The sequence below is a fragment of the Flavobacterium sp. IMCC34518 genome (assembly GCF_027111095.2).
In the GTDB taxonomy this organism is placed as follows: Bacteria; Bacteroidota; Bacteroidia; order Flavobacteriales; family Flavobacteriaceae; genus Flavobacterium; species Flavobacterium praedii.
On sequence record NZ_CP114284.2, the window covers coordinates 941,481 to 957,804 of the forward strand.

General features: G+C 36.5%; 14 protein-coding genes. 3 read left to right on the forward strand and 11 right to left on the reverse strand.

Annotation, left to right across the window (positions count from 1 at the left end; genetic code table 11):
* Positions 1 to 13: 13 nt before the first annotated feature.
* Both OZP06_RS04125 and OZP06_RS04130 read left to right on the forward strand, forming a co-directional pair.
* The gene (locus tag OZP06_RS04125) at positions 14 to 1,438 is read left to right on the forward strand and encodes a RagB/SusD family nutrient uptake outer membrane protein (RefSeq protein ID WP_281324278.1); all 1,425 of its coding nucleotides are present in this window, start codon (positions 14 to 16) and stop codon (positions 1,436 to 1,438) included.
* Positions 1,438 to 4,056, forward strand: a complete 2,619-nt coding sequence (locus tag OZP06_RS04130; RefSeq protein ID WP_281324279.1) for a prolyl oligopeptidase family serine peptidase — start codon at positions 1,438 to 1,440, stop codon at positions 4,054 to 4,056. Before OZP06_RS04125 ends, OZP06_RS04130 begins: the two co-directional genes overlap by 1 nt.
* A 78-nt stretch (positions 4,057 to 4,134) precedes the next feature.
* Here the strand turns inward: OZP06_RS04130 and OZP06_RS04135 are convergent, their stop codons facing one another.
* The 6 genes from OZP06_RS04135 to OZP06_RS04160 form a co-directional block, all read right to left on the reverse strand.
* Positions 4,135 to 4,410, reverse strand: a complete 276-nt coding sequence (locus tag OZP06_RS04135) for a hypothetical protein (RefSeq protein WP_281324280.1) — start codon at positions 4,408 to 4,410, stop codon at positions 4,135 to 4,137.
* A gap of 398 nt (positions 4,411 to 4,808) precedes the next feature.
* Positions 4,809 to 5,888, reverse strand: coding sequence for a hypothetical protein (locus OZP06_RS04140; RefSeq protein WP_269223804.1), 1,080 nt, complete (start codon positions 5,886 to 5,888; stop codon positions 4,809 to 4,811).
* Positions 5,879 to 6,340: a MauE/DoxX family redox-associated membrane protein gene (locus OZP06_RS04145; RefSeq protein ID WP_269223805.1), complete on the reverse strand. Its 462-nt coding sequence runs from the start codon at positions 6,338 to 6,340 to the stop codon at positions 5,879 to 5,881. The genes OZP06_RS04140 and OZP06_RS04145 overlap by 10 nt, the downstream gene beginning before the upstream one ends.
* A gap of 715 nt (positions 6,341 to 7,055) precedes the next feature.
* A complete protein-coding gene (locus OZP06_RS04150; protein ID WP_281324281.1) occupies positions 7,056 to 7,964 on the reverse strand; it encodes an AraC family transcriptional regulator in 909 nt (302 codons plus the stop codon).
* Between the two features lie 555 nt (positions 7,965 to 8,519).
* On the reverse strand, positions 8,520 to 9,422 hold the full coding sequence (locus OZP06_RS04155) for an AraC family transcriptional regulator (protein ID WP_269223807.1): 903 nt from the start codon (positions 9,420 to 9,422) through the stop codon (positions 8,520 to 8,522).
* Between the two features lie 38 nt (positions 9,423 to 9,460).
* Positions 9,461 to 9,844, reverse strand: coding sequence for a hypothetical protein (locus OZP06_RS04160; protein WP_269223808.1), 384 nt, complete (start codon positions 9,842 to 9,844; stop codon positions 9,461 to 9,463).
* Positions 9,845 to 10,381: 537 nt separating this feature from the next.
* On the opposite strand from OZP06_RS04160, the gene OZP06_RS04165 reads away from it, so the two are divergent.
* A complete protein-coding gene (locus OZP06_RS04165; protein WP_281324282.1) occupies positions 10,382 to 11,212 on the forward strand; it encodes an RteC domain-containing protein in 831 nt (276 codons plus the stop codon).
* Positions 11,213 to 12,527: 1,315 nt separating this feature from the next.
* Here the strand turns inward: OZP06_RS04165 and OZP06_RS04175 are convergent.
* The 5 genes from OZP06_RS04175 to OZP06_RS04195 all read right to left on the reverse strand — a co-directional run bounded on the left by OZP06_RS04175 (position 12,528) and on the right by OZP06_RS04195 (position 16,259).
* Positions 12,528 to 12,767: a hypothetical protein gene (locus OZP06_RS04175; RefSeq protein ID WP_269223809.1), complete on the reverse strand. Its 240-nt coding sequence runs from the start codon at positions 12,765 to 12,767 to the stop codon at positions 12,528 to 12,530.
* 11 nt (positions 12,768 to 12,778) lie between these two features.
* A complete protein-coding gene (locus tag OZP06_RS04180) occupies positions 12,779 to 13,213 on the reverse strand; it encodes a DUF5675 family protein (protein WP_281324284.1) in 435 nt (144 codons plus the stop codon).
* Between the two features lies 1 nt (position 13,214).
* Positions 13,215 to 13,970 carry a hypothetical protein gene (locus OZP06_RS04185; protein ID WP_269223810.1) on the reverse strand — a complete coding sequence of 252 codons (756 nt, stop codon included), beginning with the start codon at positions 13,968 to 13,970 and terminating at the stop codon, positions 13,215 to 13,217.
* A 571-nt stretch (positions 13,971 to 14,541) separates the two neighbouring features.
* The gene (locus OZP06_RS04190) at positions 14,542 to 14,718 is read right to left on the reverse strand and encodes a hypothetical protein (protein WP_269223811.1); all 177 of its coding nucleotides are present in this window, start codon (positions 14,716 to 14,718) and stop codon (positions 14,542 to 14,544) included.
* A 149-nt stretch (positions 14,719 to 14,867) separates the two neighbouring features.
* Entirely contained in the window at positions 14,868 to 16,259 is a 1,392-nt protein-coding gene (locus tag OZP06_RS04195; RefSeq protein WP_269223812.1) for a UDP-glucose 6-dehydrogenase, read from the reverse strand.
* Positions 16,260 to 16,324: the final 65 nt, after the last annotated feature.

Genomic DNA, 16,324 nt, shown 5'->3' on the forward strand with positions numbered 1-16,324 from the left:
TAATATATTCATTATGAAAAATTTCAATACAAACATATACTTCTGGAATGCTAAAAATTCGCTCTGGGGAATGGCATTCGACGCTTTGTGGATACTGGCACTTGCAACAGTTATGAGTGCCTGTGATAATTTTGTGGATGTGGATCTACCGAACTCACAATTGACTGCGAATACCGCTTTTGAAGAAAAAGCAACGGCAAACGCAGCGATGACAGACATTTATTCAAAAATCCGAGATACTGGATTACTGACGGGTTCGCCAAGTGGACTCTCACATCTACTGGGAATTTATGGTGATGAACTGGATTTTTATGGTGTGTTACCAAGTGGTCCCGCATTTTACAACAATTCATTAATTGCTTCCAATCCAGATGTGAAAGAATTATGGAACAACACCTACAACCAAATTTATGCCGCCAATGCTGTAATTGAAGGCGTAGCTCATTCGTCCAAACTTTCTGCCGCAGACTGCAATCAACTCACTGGCGAAGCGCTATTTGTTCGTGCACTGCTTCATTTTTATCTGGCTAATATATATGGTGATGTGCCTTATATCACTACGACGGATTATGCTGCAAATCGTGTGGCAGTTAGAATTCCTGTGGCGGAGGTTTATGACAATGCGAGGGCTGATTTAGAACAGGCAATAATTTTTTTACCCGTAGAGTATCTTACCTCAGATCGGGTACGTCCTAATAAATATGCCGCTCATGCACTGCTGGCACGGGTAAATTTGTATGCCGGTTCTTGGAATGAAGCTTCAAATGAAGCTTCGGCGGTACTAGACAATACGGGGATATATGTGTACGAGCAAGATCTTGATAAAATTTTTCTAAAAGAATCTACTTCGACCATCTGGCAACTCGCTCCCGGATTTTCAAACAGCAATGCGCTAGAAGCGCCCACATTTAATTTTAATGAAGGGCCACCCCCTATTTCAGCCTTAACCAATGATTTTATGTCCGCTTTTACGCCAGATGACCAGCGCAAAGCGCATTGGACACAAGCGATTACCGATGGAACTTCGACTTGGTATCATCCTTTTAAATACAAATTTGGAGATAGCGGAACTTCCTTGGAATATTCCATCATACTGCGCCTTGGCGAAATGTATCTCATACGCGCCGAAGCACGGGCGCATTCGGGTGATCTAATTGGTGCCAAAGAAGATTTGAATACCATTCGGCATAACGCTGGATTGGCAGACACTTTAGCTGTTACGCAGGAAGAAATCCTTGATGCGATACTGCAAGAACGCCGACTGGAATTGTTCACCGAATTTGGTCATCGCTTTTTTGACCTGAAACGGTTCAACAAAATACAGCCTGTTTTGTCTGCCGTAAAACTAGGATGGGATGTGCATGACGATCTATTTCCGATTCCCGAAGCAGAATTGAACCTCAACCCAAATTTAAAACCTCAAAATCCTGGATACTAATGAATACAATAACATACAACTGCAAAATAATTTGGATTAGTTTTATTTTGTTTTTGATGACCTGTCTGGTAAACGGACAGGTCAAAAAAATACGGCCTCTTACTCAAAAGGACTATCATTTATGGAGTACACTTACCCCCAACAACATTTCGGATCAAGGCAAATGGGTGAGTTATACGCTATCGTATGAATCGGGTCTGGATACTTTATTTGTCAAAAATACCGCTACTACCAAAACGATAGCCTTTGACAAAGGACATAGCGGAAAATTTGTTGGTGATTGCTGGTTTGGATGTTTGCTACGGGAGAATAAATTCCAATTGATGAATCTGGTCAACGGGAAAGTACAGTATATTGAAAATGTGCAAGACTTTGCATTTGTAGGCGATAGCGATTACCTGATGCTGTATTGCAATGGAATAGACGACAAAACCAACATTATCATCCAGAACTTAAAAGGAGATACCATTGAAAAAATTGATAATGTGACTTCGTTTACCATGAGTCCTAAAGGTGATGCGCTTGGGTATTGCGTAGCTGAACAAACGGAGAATGTCGTTGGATTGCTCCACTTTGGTAAAAAGGTTGGCAAAACCATTGTTACCCAGAGTTCGACAAACCAGTTTGAAAATATAGTCTGGAAAAGAGACGGTCCATCCATTGCTTTTGTTGGACGTCCCGATTCGGCCAAACCCTTTACCGCCGATACTGTTATGTACTATGAAATTGACGACCAAAAATTATTCCAATATGATACAACAACAGCGACAAACTGGCCAAAGGATATGGTTTTAAATGCTAGTTTTATTTCGACCCTTGGAATTTCGGATGATGGGGAACGGGTATTTTTTATGATGAAGAAAAACGATGAAGCTACAGTACAAAATCATTCAGGAATCCAGGTATGGAATGCAGCCGATAAAGATTTGTTTCCTTTACGCAATATAGTAAACAAAGAAAGTCTGCCTCGTCTCGCCTCATGGTCTCCCAAAAACGGTCAGTTTAGGGCTGTTGGAGACAGCGTATACTCAACTGCAATACTCAATGGCAATCAACGCTATGCAATAGTTTATGATTCGAACGATAATAAACCATCATGGAAACAAGACGCTGATCGGGATTATTTTCTGGTAGATTTAAATACGGGTAGCAAAATAGTATTTCTAAAACAACAATCGGGCTGCTTTGTCAATCTAAGCCTGTCTCCCGATGGAAAATATATTGCTTATTTTAGAGATCGGGACTGGTGGGTTTATTCTATTGCGAAGCAGACGCATACAAACATTACCAAAAAAACGGGAATTGCATTTTATGATGATTCCGTGGACATGGCCGAAATACAGCCTTACGGTGTAGCAGGTTGGTCGGCCAATGATGGAACAGTACTGCTTTATGACCACTTTGACCTTTGGCAAATAAACCCCGACAACGGCAATGCAGCCCGATGCACTACTGGTCGGGAACAAAATCAAATGTTCCGCATTATTGAAAATGCTAATGGATTTGCTGATGGCATTGTTTCAAAAGCAAATGAAATTGATGATTCACTATTAATCCTAAGATCAAATGCCCTTGACCATAGTTTTTCGGGATATTACACATTAGAAAATAGACAAAAAGTTCAACCCATTGTTTATACCGACAAGTACATCAGTGCCATTCATAAAGCAAAGGGGAATGATTGCTATATGTATTTGAGCGAAGATTTTAATGCACCACCATCATTAAATGTAAAGTACAAGAACAGTCCCCAAAAAAATATTTTTCAAAGTAATCCGCAATACGATCAGTACGGTTGGAGCACTTCAAAATATGTCGATTACAAAAATGCCAAAGGAGTTGCCTTAAAAGGGGTATTGGTCTATCCGTTTGATTACAATCCAGCAAAACATTACCCAATGATCGTTTGCATTTATGAAAAACAAACGGCAATACGGCATCGTTTTAGCAACCCTACTTTATTGAACGAATCAATACCGAATGCCAGTCTTTTCGCAAGTCAAGGCTATTTTGTGTTGTATCCCGATATTGTCTATACCATAGGAAGTCCGGGTTTTTCAGCCACTGATTGTGTAATGGCGGCAACTACAGCGGCAATGGCAATGGCACCAATAGATAAAAGCAAAATTGGATTGACTGGGCATTCGTTTGGAGGTTACGAAACTAATTTTATCATTACTCAAACGGATTTGTTTGCGGCTGCGATAGCCGGTTCTGGTTTGTCGGATTTTACCAGTGGCTATTTGTCAGTGAATTGGGGCGCCAAAAACACTAACGGTTGGCGTTATGAATTTCAGCAAATGCGTATGGGTAAAACACTTTTTGAAGATTATGAAGGCTATCAAAGAAATTCGCCTGTCAATTTTGTATCTAATGTTATTACCCCATTATTAACCTATACAGGAGCAGAAGACACAAATGTCAATCCGTATCAAACCATGGAGTTTTATCTCGCACTTAGAAGGCTCAAAAAAGAACATGTTATGGTGCTTTATCCCAAAGAAAATCACACAATACTGGGACGAGAAAATCAAATAGATTTAACAAATAAATTTTCAGAGTGGTTTGGATATTATTTGAAAGGGGAAAAGAAACCGGAGTGGCTTGAACCGCAATAAAGTATTGCGTATAAAACAAAAAACAATGCAGTTCCAGCTTTCGCCGAACTGCATTGCCTTTTAAAATACGGCCACTATTTAGTTTTGTATTTTATACAAAGTGACATCACATGGAGCATTTTGCGACACTTTACCCTTTAGCTGTGTGCCGCTAGAGGTACAAATATTCGCATTAAATACATTGCTACACATAGCATCAGCGTGACACGGATCGGCTTGTGATACAAATCTGTATCCTTGTACATTGGCAAGTGTTTTGGTACTGCTCATGGCAGTAGTGACAAAAGCACCGGCAATACCCAAGACCATGACTGCCAACGGCATCATTAGTCTTCTGAAAAAATTTGTTTTCATAATATCAAAATTTAATGTTTATGATCTACTCTGATACAGGTTTTCGATCGTATCCCTGACATCGGCCGATATACTTTTAACTCGTTATATAAAATTTTTAAAAACGTCAGTTCCAGGTATAATTTTTATTCAAAAAAAGCAATATAATATGACATTATGATCTCCCGTCTGTTCGAGTAAATTTTCAGAAAATGCGAATAGCTTTTTCAGAAAATTGCATCGAGAACCAGTTTTTAATACTAAATCCAATGTGCCTCATCTACTAACCGTGACTATTAGATACCCGTTTTTCACGAATCACTCAAACTGACGAAGTAATTACAAGATTTTTTACAAATTAATTTGTGTAATTTGTGGCAAATAAATATTACAACCTTTCAGCCACAATCTTTATTTTTTTAATCTCTTACAGGATAACTTTGCGTGATATATTTCCTTAACTTATAGCAAACTATTTTCTGGTCAATCAGCGCATACAATTTATTTTCATACACGAACATCGCTTTCATCTTCTTACCTGTAATTTTATAGACTGGAAAACTGGAACGGTAGGTTTGGTCCGTCAGATCATATACATCTATTATACTGGCTCTTTTCCAAATATCCTCAGATTCATACATCCCTGGTAATTCTGAATTGACAAACAATAACTTTCCGGCAACAGCACTCAGTTTATTGACAACCAGCGGCGGAACGGCAAACGTTTTTTGATTACTGTTCTTAAGTTGAATTAACTGTATATCAGCATGACTGACCGTATCAATTGTTTTACCGCGATAGTCTAATTTCAAATTAGGCTGCGCAACGATATATTGGTTTCGATACAGATAAACATAAACAATTCGGTTGAGACTACTATTATATAAGAGGTTACCGTCGGTATCGAACTTCCCGTCAAATTGTCTTTGCAATAAGGATGCGTTGTATTTTGCTTTTGAGGTATCAGTAAGGTTTAAGATACCTATCCTGTTTTCACCATTTTTGGGTGACAAAAAACGAACTGACATATTTACAGAATCGATTGGCGTAAGCTGCGAAAAATGATTACCGCTGTTTATCCGTAAAGAAGCGCTCCAATCGGATATAGCACCTTTGAACACATAAGGAACCATTCCCTCAAATACATAAAAGTCTTTCCCATTCACTCTGATTTGAGGTCCACGGAATGGTAAATTTATTTGCTTCAACTTAATATGATAAATTGTTTTGGTTTGCAATGCGGTATCCAAAACCATTACCTGTAAAGGGGCTGTGTAATTGCCTAAATAAATTTTCCCGTTTCCACTTCCCGCAAAATAATAAGAGTTATAAGTTAAATCCATTTGGTGTACTTCCTCGGCAACATGCTGTGGGAAACGACGAATAAAACGGTTGTGATAATGGGTGATATTTTCGGAAATCGCAAACAGCAAAACCATTATACCGACACCGAAGATTCCACAGATTATGAGGACTATTATTTTTGCTTTTAATGCCATGACTTAGAGGTTTCAGGATTATGTAAAGTAATGCTACCGGGTAAGAGTACTACAGCAATTCCAGCCATTACAATAAAACAAATATTGAAGATGATATGTTGACTCCAAGACAATTTTTGGATTATTCCGCCACAAGAACAGGGGACAAAAGCACTGTAGTGTAATAGGATGTAGATATAAGCCGTAAACAAAACCATCAGTGTATAGGCAGAAAAAAGGCCTATCAATCTATACTTTTCAATCAGTAATAGTATAGCAATGATTATTTCAGCGGCGGGAACCGCAAACAAGATCAAACTGGCAAAAGAGCTCAATAAGGGAGATTGACCCAATTGAATCTGGAAGTTTTCAAAATCTAGAACTTTGCTTGTGGCTGCATACGCAAATAGTAATGCATAAAGACAGCAAATGATGCTTACAATATGGTTTCTTATTTGGAAATTACGTTTCATTTCTCTTAGTTGTTTATATTTGTTGGTGTAAAATTCCAAAAACAGCACAACATAAGTGTTATCAAATCAGGATAATAGCTTATCAAATCAGGATTATTTTAAATCCAAGCTTATTCCCCTCCTCTGGAGGGCCTGTCCCATTCTAAAAACCTATCGTGTGAACACAAATATTAGCTCTTTTTTTAGGTATTTTTAATAAATAAATATGATTAGGATCCAGTTTTATCAGTATTTCTACCATAGCCCGAGGTTTTAACCGTGGGTAACGTATCGATAAACATTTTTTTTCGACATTGAATTTCGCTTATATTGTCTCCAACGGTTGAAACCGTAGGCTATGGTATAATCAAAACGAGCTCAATGGGGATTAACTAACTAAATTTGATTTAATCAATATTCAAATTTTAGACTTTTGTCCACACGATAGGTTCTAAAAACGGGAGGTGCTCGCAGGGGAGGGCACTGAAAAAGTCCCAATTTTCAAAAATCATTAAAAAAAGCGATTAAATAAGGCTTTGATTTTATTTAATCGTCTTTTTTTAGTCAAATTTAATCTTCTTAGATTACAAGGGGCTTATAATAACTAAAAGGAGCGAAACCATAGTGTTTTCGCTCCTTTTCAGTTATTTTCATTTTCCTTATTCGAGAGACTTTTTCAGTGCCCTCTCCGCAGGGCGGGGTGGTTTTACATTGCATTTCCAATAAAAAATAAAGATCACCGCCTAGCCATCTCAGTTGGAGAATAACCAAATTTAATCTTGAAAGCCCTTGAAAAATTGGGATAGGTAGAGAATCCTGCCATGTCCGCAATGGTTTTTAATGGAATTTTTGTCTCCTTTATCAGAAGTTGAGACCGCTTAAGCCTTTCATTATTATAAAATTGCTGAATGGTTATTTTAAACAATTGCCTAAAACCATTTTTTAATTTGTACTCATTAGTGCCAAAAATCTGCGAGAGTTCTTTTAAAGTGGGCATAGCTGAATCCATATTTGCCAATACATAATCATACACAGCCTGTGTTGATTTTACATCCAAATAATTAGGAATTTTCTGTTCCTCGGCAGTAACCGTCTCCTTCAATATGGGTTTTATTCCAATTAAGTCATCTACAACGACCGAAAACGAACTAATTATAATATCTTTTCTTGGCCAAAGACTTGAAAGGTTGCAATAGACCGGAATAAGCAATTTCTCAAAAGTAAAGAACTCGAGAGGTACAGTAATTTGATAGGTTTCATGCTGCACAATTTCTCGCTGCACAGTCTCCCATATATGTGCTGATTTTTTTGTAAGGATTCCAGTAAAGTCTTTTCCCAAAAGATCGTCGGGTTCAAATCCAAGAAGGCCGGGAACATCTGCACTAAAGTCTGATATTGTAAAATTAGAATCTAAAATATAGGTGCTTTGAACGACATAGCGGTAACTATAATGAGGATTGACATAACCTTCGTGAAAAATGGATTCCTGCATTTCTTCGGCCACCCAATTCACGAGAACAGTCAACCCTTCCAGTTCATCGTCAATACCGGTTCTGGGGATACGGTACCCAAAATTTCCTGCCGCCATCTCCATAAGCATTTGCCCAATATTTTTTATTCGCTGTTTATTCATTTCCTGATTCATCGTTTGATAATTAAAGAATTAATTTTTTATTTTCAGACTAAAATTTCCAATATTTTTGAATAATGCATGCTTAATAATGGAAAACGCAATAATAAAAAATCAACTAGGATTAAACTTATCAATTCAGGATTAAAACTTATCAATTCGGGATTTTTTTAACCCAGAATCCGCATTAGACTTCGTAACGAAGATGAATCATTCAATAAAAGCAAGAGCTCACGGACTATTTTTAAAGAAGGAAACGAAGTTCAACGAATACCAAAACAAATAAAAACCAATGAGTTAATACATTGTCTTTCGATTTTAAAAACAGGAGTAAGCTCTTGGTTTTGAAGAAGAAATATATTCACTGAAATCTTATAAAAATATTTTTTTGTGAAGTAATTTAGATGCAGTAGATTTCTAATGCGGAATCTGGGTTTAAGGTACCTCGAAATAACATTGTCCAAAAAACGAACTTTCAAAAACTGTCACCCTGAGCGTAGTCGAGGGGTATAACCGACAACCCAAAACAGACAACTAATAACAGACAACCCAAAACAGATAACCGATAACTCACACCCTCACAATATCCTTTGGTGTATAACCAAAATGCTTTTTGAAACTCTTTGAAAAATTGGGGTAGGTAGAAAATCCACCCATATGGGCTACCGTTTTTAAAGGAATCCTTGTTTGCTGAATTAAAAGTTGGGCTCTTTTCATCCGTTCATTAGTGTAAAACTGGTAGATACTCGTTTTAAATAAATGTTTAAATCCAGATTTTAATTTGTAATCATTAGATCCAAAAATTCGAGAAAGTTCTTTTGTAGAAGGTAAGGGAGAATTCAAATTACCCAAAATATAATCATAGACCTGTTGTATCAATTGCACATCAGAATAGCTAGTAGCTCCAATTGGCAAAGTAGTGTTTTCAGCTGAAACTACAGTTTTTATCGGTTCCGTAATGACAGTAATAACCGAACTAATTAAAATGTTCGTACTGTGCATCAGACGAGAAATAGTACATAAACAAGGGACTAGTAATTGATCTTGGCTAATATAAAAAAGTGGCGTAGTACTATTATAGTTGGTATCATCAAGTAATGCTGCTGCAATAGAATTCCATACGGCTACAGATTCCTTTGTCAGTAAATTACGGAAAGGAATACCATAGAGATTGTTAGGCATAAACCCTAGTACGGTAGGAACAGTTGAATTATAACTTCGAACAATAAAGTGGTCATCCAAAATAAAAGTGGTTTGAACAAGATTGCTGTACGTGTAATGCGGATTGATAAGACCCGTATGAAAAACAGATTCCTTCATTTCTTCCGCTACCATGTTAATCAATACAACCAAGGCTTCCAGTTCATCATCCTTTTCGGATCGTTGAATCCGATTTGTAAAATTACCGCCCGCCATTTCAAGAAGCATTTGATACATTCTTTGTATACGCTGTTGATCGATTTCTTCTTTCATAATTGATACACTGTCTAGTCTTAAAAAAGTTAGTTTTATTATTTATAGGTTTCCAAAAAAGCTAAGGCCAATGATTCATCCGTGAAAATGATTGTGGGAACACTGGGCTTACAAATTTTCAGATAAAAAGAAGTCATAATGAAGGAAACACTCTGATTCGTAACAATGCCAACCGCTTTGGCCAAAACAGAACCGGATTGCGCTAAATAATCTCTGGCAGCTTTATCTGAATCTACAACACCTCTAATATCACATAATATAGGATACGATTTCTCATTTTGCATTTGTATTCGATCGGCTACAATTCGATGGGCTACGGTCAAATCAATAACAACATTTGGTCGGTATTTAAAATAAAGAATACCATCGGTAATCCAGAATTGGGCATACTCATTCTCATAGTAATTAGTGGTGAATTCCATAGTATTTTATATAAAATAGTACTTTTTAAACAAATAAAATAACAAAAGTATTACAAATAATGTCAAAATAAAACAATTTTCATAAAATAAAATGAAATGAGCATGATTGAAATTGGGTTGCAACTGCAATCACTGAACACCTATAAAAATAAAAGTTTAGTGAAGTAAACATCCATGATGATATGCGCCTCGAGCGATAGCAAACAGGCGAAGCAATTTCATATTCCATTAAAAAACAAATATTAGCTACATATGAAATCGCCATGATTCCAAATCACAAACTGAATGAAGAATGGCGATACCATATTCCATTAAAAAAACAAATATTAGCTACATATGAAAGTTGTCAAATCGGGAGTATCAGTTATCATATTGGGATTTTCGTACAATTAGATACAAGACTAATTGTTTTTATACAGAATTTTACCCAGCAACGTTGCCGAAAAACTAATTAAACAGAAAGTATAAATCAATCCACTCTTAGCTCCCCCTCTCCTTTTGGAGAGGGGTTGGGCATGAGGTCTAAACCAAAAAACTATGTTCAAAAACACTATTGAAGATTTTAATGCCAAAATCAACTCGATTATTAATTCCGAAGATAACCATCTCAAAAAAGCAACTGATGGTATTAATTTATGCAACAAAACCTTAGCATACCTGAAAGAGAAGGTGGAGCAAAACGATTTCGAAACGACATCAAACGAAATTGATTTTTTCAAAAACACCAAACCGATCCCGATGAGTTATCTGATCTATTTTACGGAACTGCGTTCTTGTGAACTCCGCAAACCTAAAGCAGGAACATCTTATCAAATAGAGTTTTTGGAAAAAGAAATGCGAAAAATCAATAAGTTCTTTTCTCGTAATTTAGATTTTGTCAATTACATGGAGCAAGGATACACTTATATCGATCATCAATTTTTTACAAGAAACCCTGGCAATAGTTTTCCTTTCACTCCGATGACAGATTATTACCAATATCCCGAATTCTCTTCCTCACACGACATGCTTTGGGCAAAAGTTAAAGCAATGCACCGTTTCATACATTATATCCGGGAAGCAATGCAAAAACTCAATGCTGGAAACAACACACTATTTGAAGAAAAAAAACACAAAGTATTACTATGGACAGCGCCAAAAACAGCACTTACCGAATTAATCTATGCCCTTTACTCCAATGGTGCATTAAACCATGGTGCAGCCGACATAAATACAATAGCGTCATCCTTTGAAGATTTCTTCAATATCAAAATAGACAACATCTACAAAACCTACACTGAAATTAAAGACAGAAAGAGCAGCAAGACAAAATTTCTTGAAGAACTGATGCTCAATCTACAGCAAAAAATTCATAAAGAAGACGAATGATAAAAAATCGGAACCCAATCCGAACTACGAAAATCCACCTCTCCATTTTCGGCTCCCTTTAGGGTTGGGGCAAAACGAAAACCCACCTCTCCACTTTTCGGCTCCCTTTAGGGTTGGGGTAAAATGTTAAATTTCTTCGGTAGTCCGGTTCGCATAGGGATAGAAAACAAATAAAAGCAATCAATTTTGTATCTCACTAAAAAACACAATCAAATGGTAGCCACAATTATCACTACAGAAGATCTGGTGTTTGTATTAAAAACAAAAGTATGATAACAGGAAACATCAGAGCATGTATTTATCCAAAAGATATACAACGTATTACCGGTAAAACATATAGACAGGCAAGGTTGTATTTAAATAAAATTAAAACCAACTTGAATAAAGAACCACATCAATTAATTTCCATCGAGGAATTTTGTAGTTATTCAGGTCTCCAGTTAGAACATGTCTTACGTTGTATAATAGGATAGGCTTCAATGATTAAAAGAGCTGCCACTCTTCCATAATGTAACAATACCTCTTCAGTAGGTAGTTTAAATAGGCCTACTACCTATAGCGGTGACAAACGATAATCTCATTCTTTGTCAATACATTTTAGTTATAAATAATCCAAGGCAGTTTGTCTTCTCGAGGCACGAAGACACGAGCGACAGCGAATTGGCAAAGCAATCTCCGCAAGTAGCTCCACAATCAAAGTAAATTTAGATATGCAATATCACGCAAGTTTGTCATCTCGTCTCGACTTTTGGGACAAGAGAAAGATCACATAATTAGCTCGACAGTCATAATAAAATCGGCCTTTTTCTCTTAACTTAATTACATTGCACGAGTGGCTGGGGTCACGATAGGGAAAACCGAAACGAAGTGAGGCTCATCGAACACCAATACATTAAGGGATTAGTGAGATAAATCCATCCGATGATTTTTGTTATGCAACTATTCAGGCTTGAAATCAAAGATTCATGAATAACAAAAACAATGATAAACCATGAATATTTTTTTGTTTTTTTTTGCATCAAGGCAAATCGAAGATTCAGAAAACACCACTTATAACAAAAATTAAGTGAAATACTCTTCAACAAAAAAGCCCATTCCTTTCGGTTTGGGCTTGATCTATTACAACATTGAGTCATTATAACCCAAATAAAACTACTTCTTGTGCTTCTTAACGATAAACTTAAGTGTCAAGGACAATACAAAACTGACTATCGCTCCAATCGCAGCCAATAAAACAGTTTTCAAAATATCCTCCGAATGCAAATTCGGTAACACACTCAAAAAAGTACCGCCAGCAGTACCAATTAATGTTGGATTACTGCTCGTCATCATCAACATTGTGAAAGTCTCCTTTGCTGATGGTCGTAAGCTGACTCACTGCCGACAGTACACCGCCAGCAACAGTCAGATAACCTCCAACAGTACTGACAACTATAGGCAAAGCAACTGGTGCCGCCAAAATAGTTCCACCAACAGCGGCCAATGCCAATCCAATATTTCGAAGCACTTTGAAAAATTTCGGAGTGGGAGCTTTTGCTCTTTTTACTATATTCATAATTTATTTACTTATTTTTCAACCTTGTCGTCATTGAGCGGAGTCGAAGGATTAGATTGAATAATTAATGAAACCGTTTCCTTTCTTTCCAAAGCTTTATAAACCAAATGTTTAACTTTAAAAAAAGCCTGTCTGGATTGGAAACCCAAACCAGCACCGGAAACTTTCGTCACAGGAGCAATACAACCTCTCAATTCCTTTTGGGCATTATTAGCAGGATGAAACAAAATAGAACTTCTGTTTTCCACATCAACCACCTCAATGTGCCATTGAAATTTAACACTGTATCGCCTTCTTAATAAATATTCCCCTTCTGGAATACAAGAAACCCCTTTGCCATTATCATGCCATGGCAATTCAATGGTATAACAAATGAATCTGCCTTCGCTTTCGAGTTTTCCATTAGTTCCATCAGGGAAATAAGTTCTGATCAATAAGAGTACCATCTTAAAGTCCGCTTACTTGCACCAATGCCAATGGATTATAAGAACCATTTTTCAAAGGATACATCTTACCGTTTACTCCCTGATAAAACTCAACCCCCAAAGCCAAAAACAAAGGTTTAGTGCTGTTTGGCGTTACCGTATTCGTATGATTAATAGCAACGGTAGTCGAAGAATCCCATGGCAAGACAGCAGTTTCTGAACTTGAAACAACAAAAGTTTCTGCTTCAAAATCAATAGCAGCGCCTGCTGAAATGATTTTATAATGGGTTGTACCACCTGGAGCTGCAATCATATTAATAGGTACAAAAGGCTCTAAATCAACAGTAATAGCACCAGTAACTCGGTCAATACCCCCAACAAATGGAGCAAACAATGTAGTTCCCAATTTCCCGCTAATGTTAAAATCAAATCCGCTTAGCAACTCGGCCTCACCATCAATTACGTTTCTAAGCCCTCGCTCATTGGTCATATCGGCTTGAATTACTTTAACCATCACTTGGGTAAGTCGGCTAACCATTCTGCTATCCGACGAATTAAGGAGCAAAGTACGCAAGGCCAAACGCAATGTTTTACCTGCTTTGCCTGCCCTCCCAAATTCAGACCCATTCTCACGGGTGCGCTGAAACGCAGGATCGTTGGCAATTCGATTACCATCTATACCACCTTTCTCACGAGCAATATATCCATCTTTTGATTTGTAAAAAGTAATATCCCCGATAGTACCTTTCAATTTAATTATGCCTCTCTGTTTTGCCATAATAGTTTAAAATTTAAATTTAATAATGATTGATCTACTCTTTCATCCTGAATATTCGTTGCAACTAAATCTGGAATGATTGAAGCAAATATTTCATCATTTAATTCACATTTCAAAAGGCAATGGTCAAAAAAGGTAGTAAAAAGGCTATAACAACCTCTTTTGATCACTTAAAAACAAAATAATTGTAGTGTTTTGCTACATACGGATAGAGCTACTCAAAGGCGTAGCCTAAGTATGGATAATGTATTAAAACTAGTAGTTTGATAGCAGGGAACATCAGGGTATGTATTTAACCAAAAGTGGAATAATGCATTACCGGTAAAACATACAGAAAGGCAAGATTGTATTTAAATAAAATTAAAGACAACTGAAATAAAGAACCACATCAATTAATTTCAATTGATGAATTTTGTGCATATTCAGGTCTTCAGATCGAACTTGTTTTACGTTGTATAATCGGATAAGATTAATAAGAATTAAAGGTCTATCACTCTTATATAATAAAGCAACACTAATTCATCGAGAAGTTCATAAAAAACCATAATTGCAGAGGAATAAACAATGCGCATCAAGTATTAAAAATCCCTTTCTTTGTACCACTAGTACTAAATAGTGGTGGTGAAATAAAAATATCAAGACCTTTTGCGTTTTCTTCAGCTGTTCTGCTTTCCAAATAATCCAAGTCGGCTAACATCTTTTTACGAGAAACGTTGGGATCATAAACTACAATAAGTAGAGAAGCCAATACAAAAGATATTATTTTTTACTTTGATGAAACAATAAAAACAAAACATAAAAAAAAGAGCTAAATTCAAAAAATAGCCCTTTTGATTTTGAAGATTTTAAGCCATCAGTAAGACACTGCCTCTAAACCTTTTTTATAGTATTAAAAAATCAAGAACCAATAGCCTGATATATAAAGCCAATCGCTTCTAATTCTGATTTACTCAATATATTTCTACCATCAAATACAAAAGCGGGTTTTTGCATTCCTTCATATATCTTTTTCCAATCATAAGTTGCAAATTCATCCCATTCTGTGAGTATAGCGATAGCATGGGCATTTTTACAGCATAAATAGGGATCATCAAAAGTATCAATCCCTTTTGCGTTTTCTTCAGCTGTTCTGCTTTCCAAATAATCCAAGTCGGCTAACATCTTTTTGCGAGAAACTTTGGGATCATAAACTGCAATTTTGGCTTGTTCATTAATCAAATCGTTTGCTACATAAATCGCAGCAGACTCTCTAGTATCATTAGTATCTTTCTTGAACGCCCAACCCAAAAATGTGATTTTTTTATCTGCAACTGTATTATAAAGTGTTTGTACTATTGTATTAGAGAAACGACGCTTTTGATGGTCATTCATAATAATAACTTGTTCCCAATAATCTGCTACTTCATTCAGTCCGTATGATTTTGCAATATAAACTAAGTTTAAAATGTCTTTTTGAAAACAAGAGCCTCCAAACCCAACCGATGCCTTTAAAAATTTTGGACCTATACGGCTATCCATTCCAATAGCTCTGGCAACTTCATTGACATCAGCACCTGTTTTTTCACAAAGTTCTGACATCGCATTGATAGACGATATTCTTTGAGCCAAAAAAGCATTCGCTGTTAACTTTGACAATTCAGAAGACCAAACATTCGTCGTCAATATTTTCTCTGAACTTACCCAATTCGAATAAACATCAACCAATGACTGAATTGCTTTTTGTCCCTCTATTGAAGTGTCTCCTCCAATCAAAATTCGATCTGGATTCAATAAATCTTGCACAGCAGTACCTTCAGCTAAAAACTCAGGGTTCGACAAAATTTGAAACTGAACACCGTTTCCAGTAGTGTCAAGAATGCTTTTGATAGCCTCTGCGGTTCGTACTGGCAAAGTAGATTTCTCGACAACTATTTTATTACTTTTAGCAACTCTTGCTATCTGTCTTGCACACAATTCAATGTATTTCAAATCAGCAGCCATTCCCTTACCTTTTCCATAGGTTTTTGTTGGAGTATTTACCGAAATAAAAATGATTTGGGCTTCGTCAATTGCTTTGTCTACTTCGGTAGAAAAAAACAAGTTTCTTCCTCTGGCTTCTACTACAATGGTGGCTAAACCTGGTTCATAAATTGGAATATTATCTGTATTTTCATCATTCCATGCGGCAATTCTTTCTACATTCAAATCGACAACGGTAACTTGAATGTCTGGGCATTTTTGTGCAATAACAGCCATGGTTGGTCCTCCGACATATCCTGCTCCGATGCAACAAATTTTTGTAATTTTCATATCACTATTCATTTTTCTCAATATTCTATTCTCTAAATTCTAAAACCTGAAATCTGTAGTCTAAA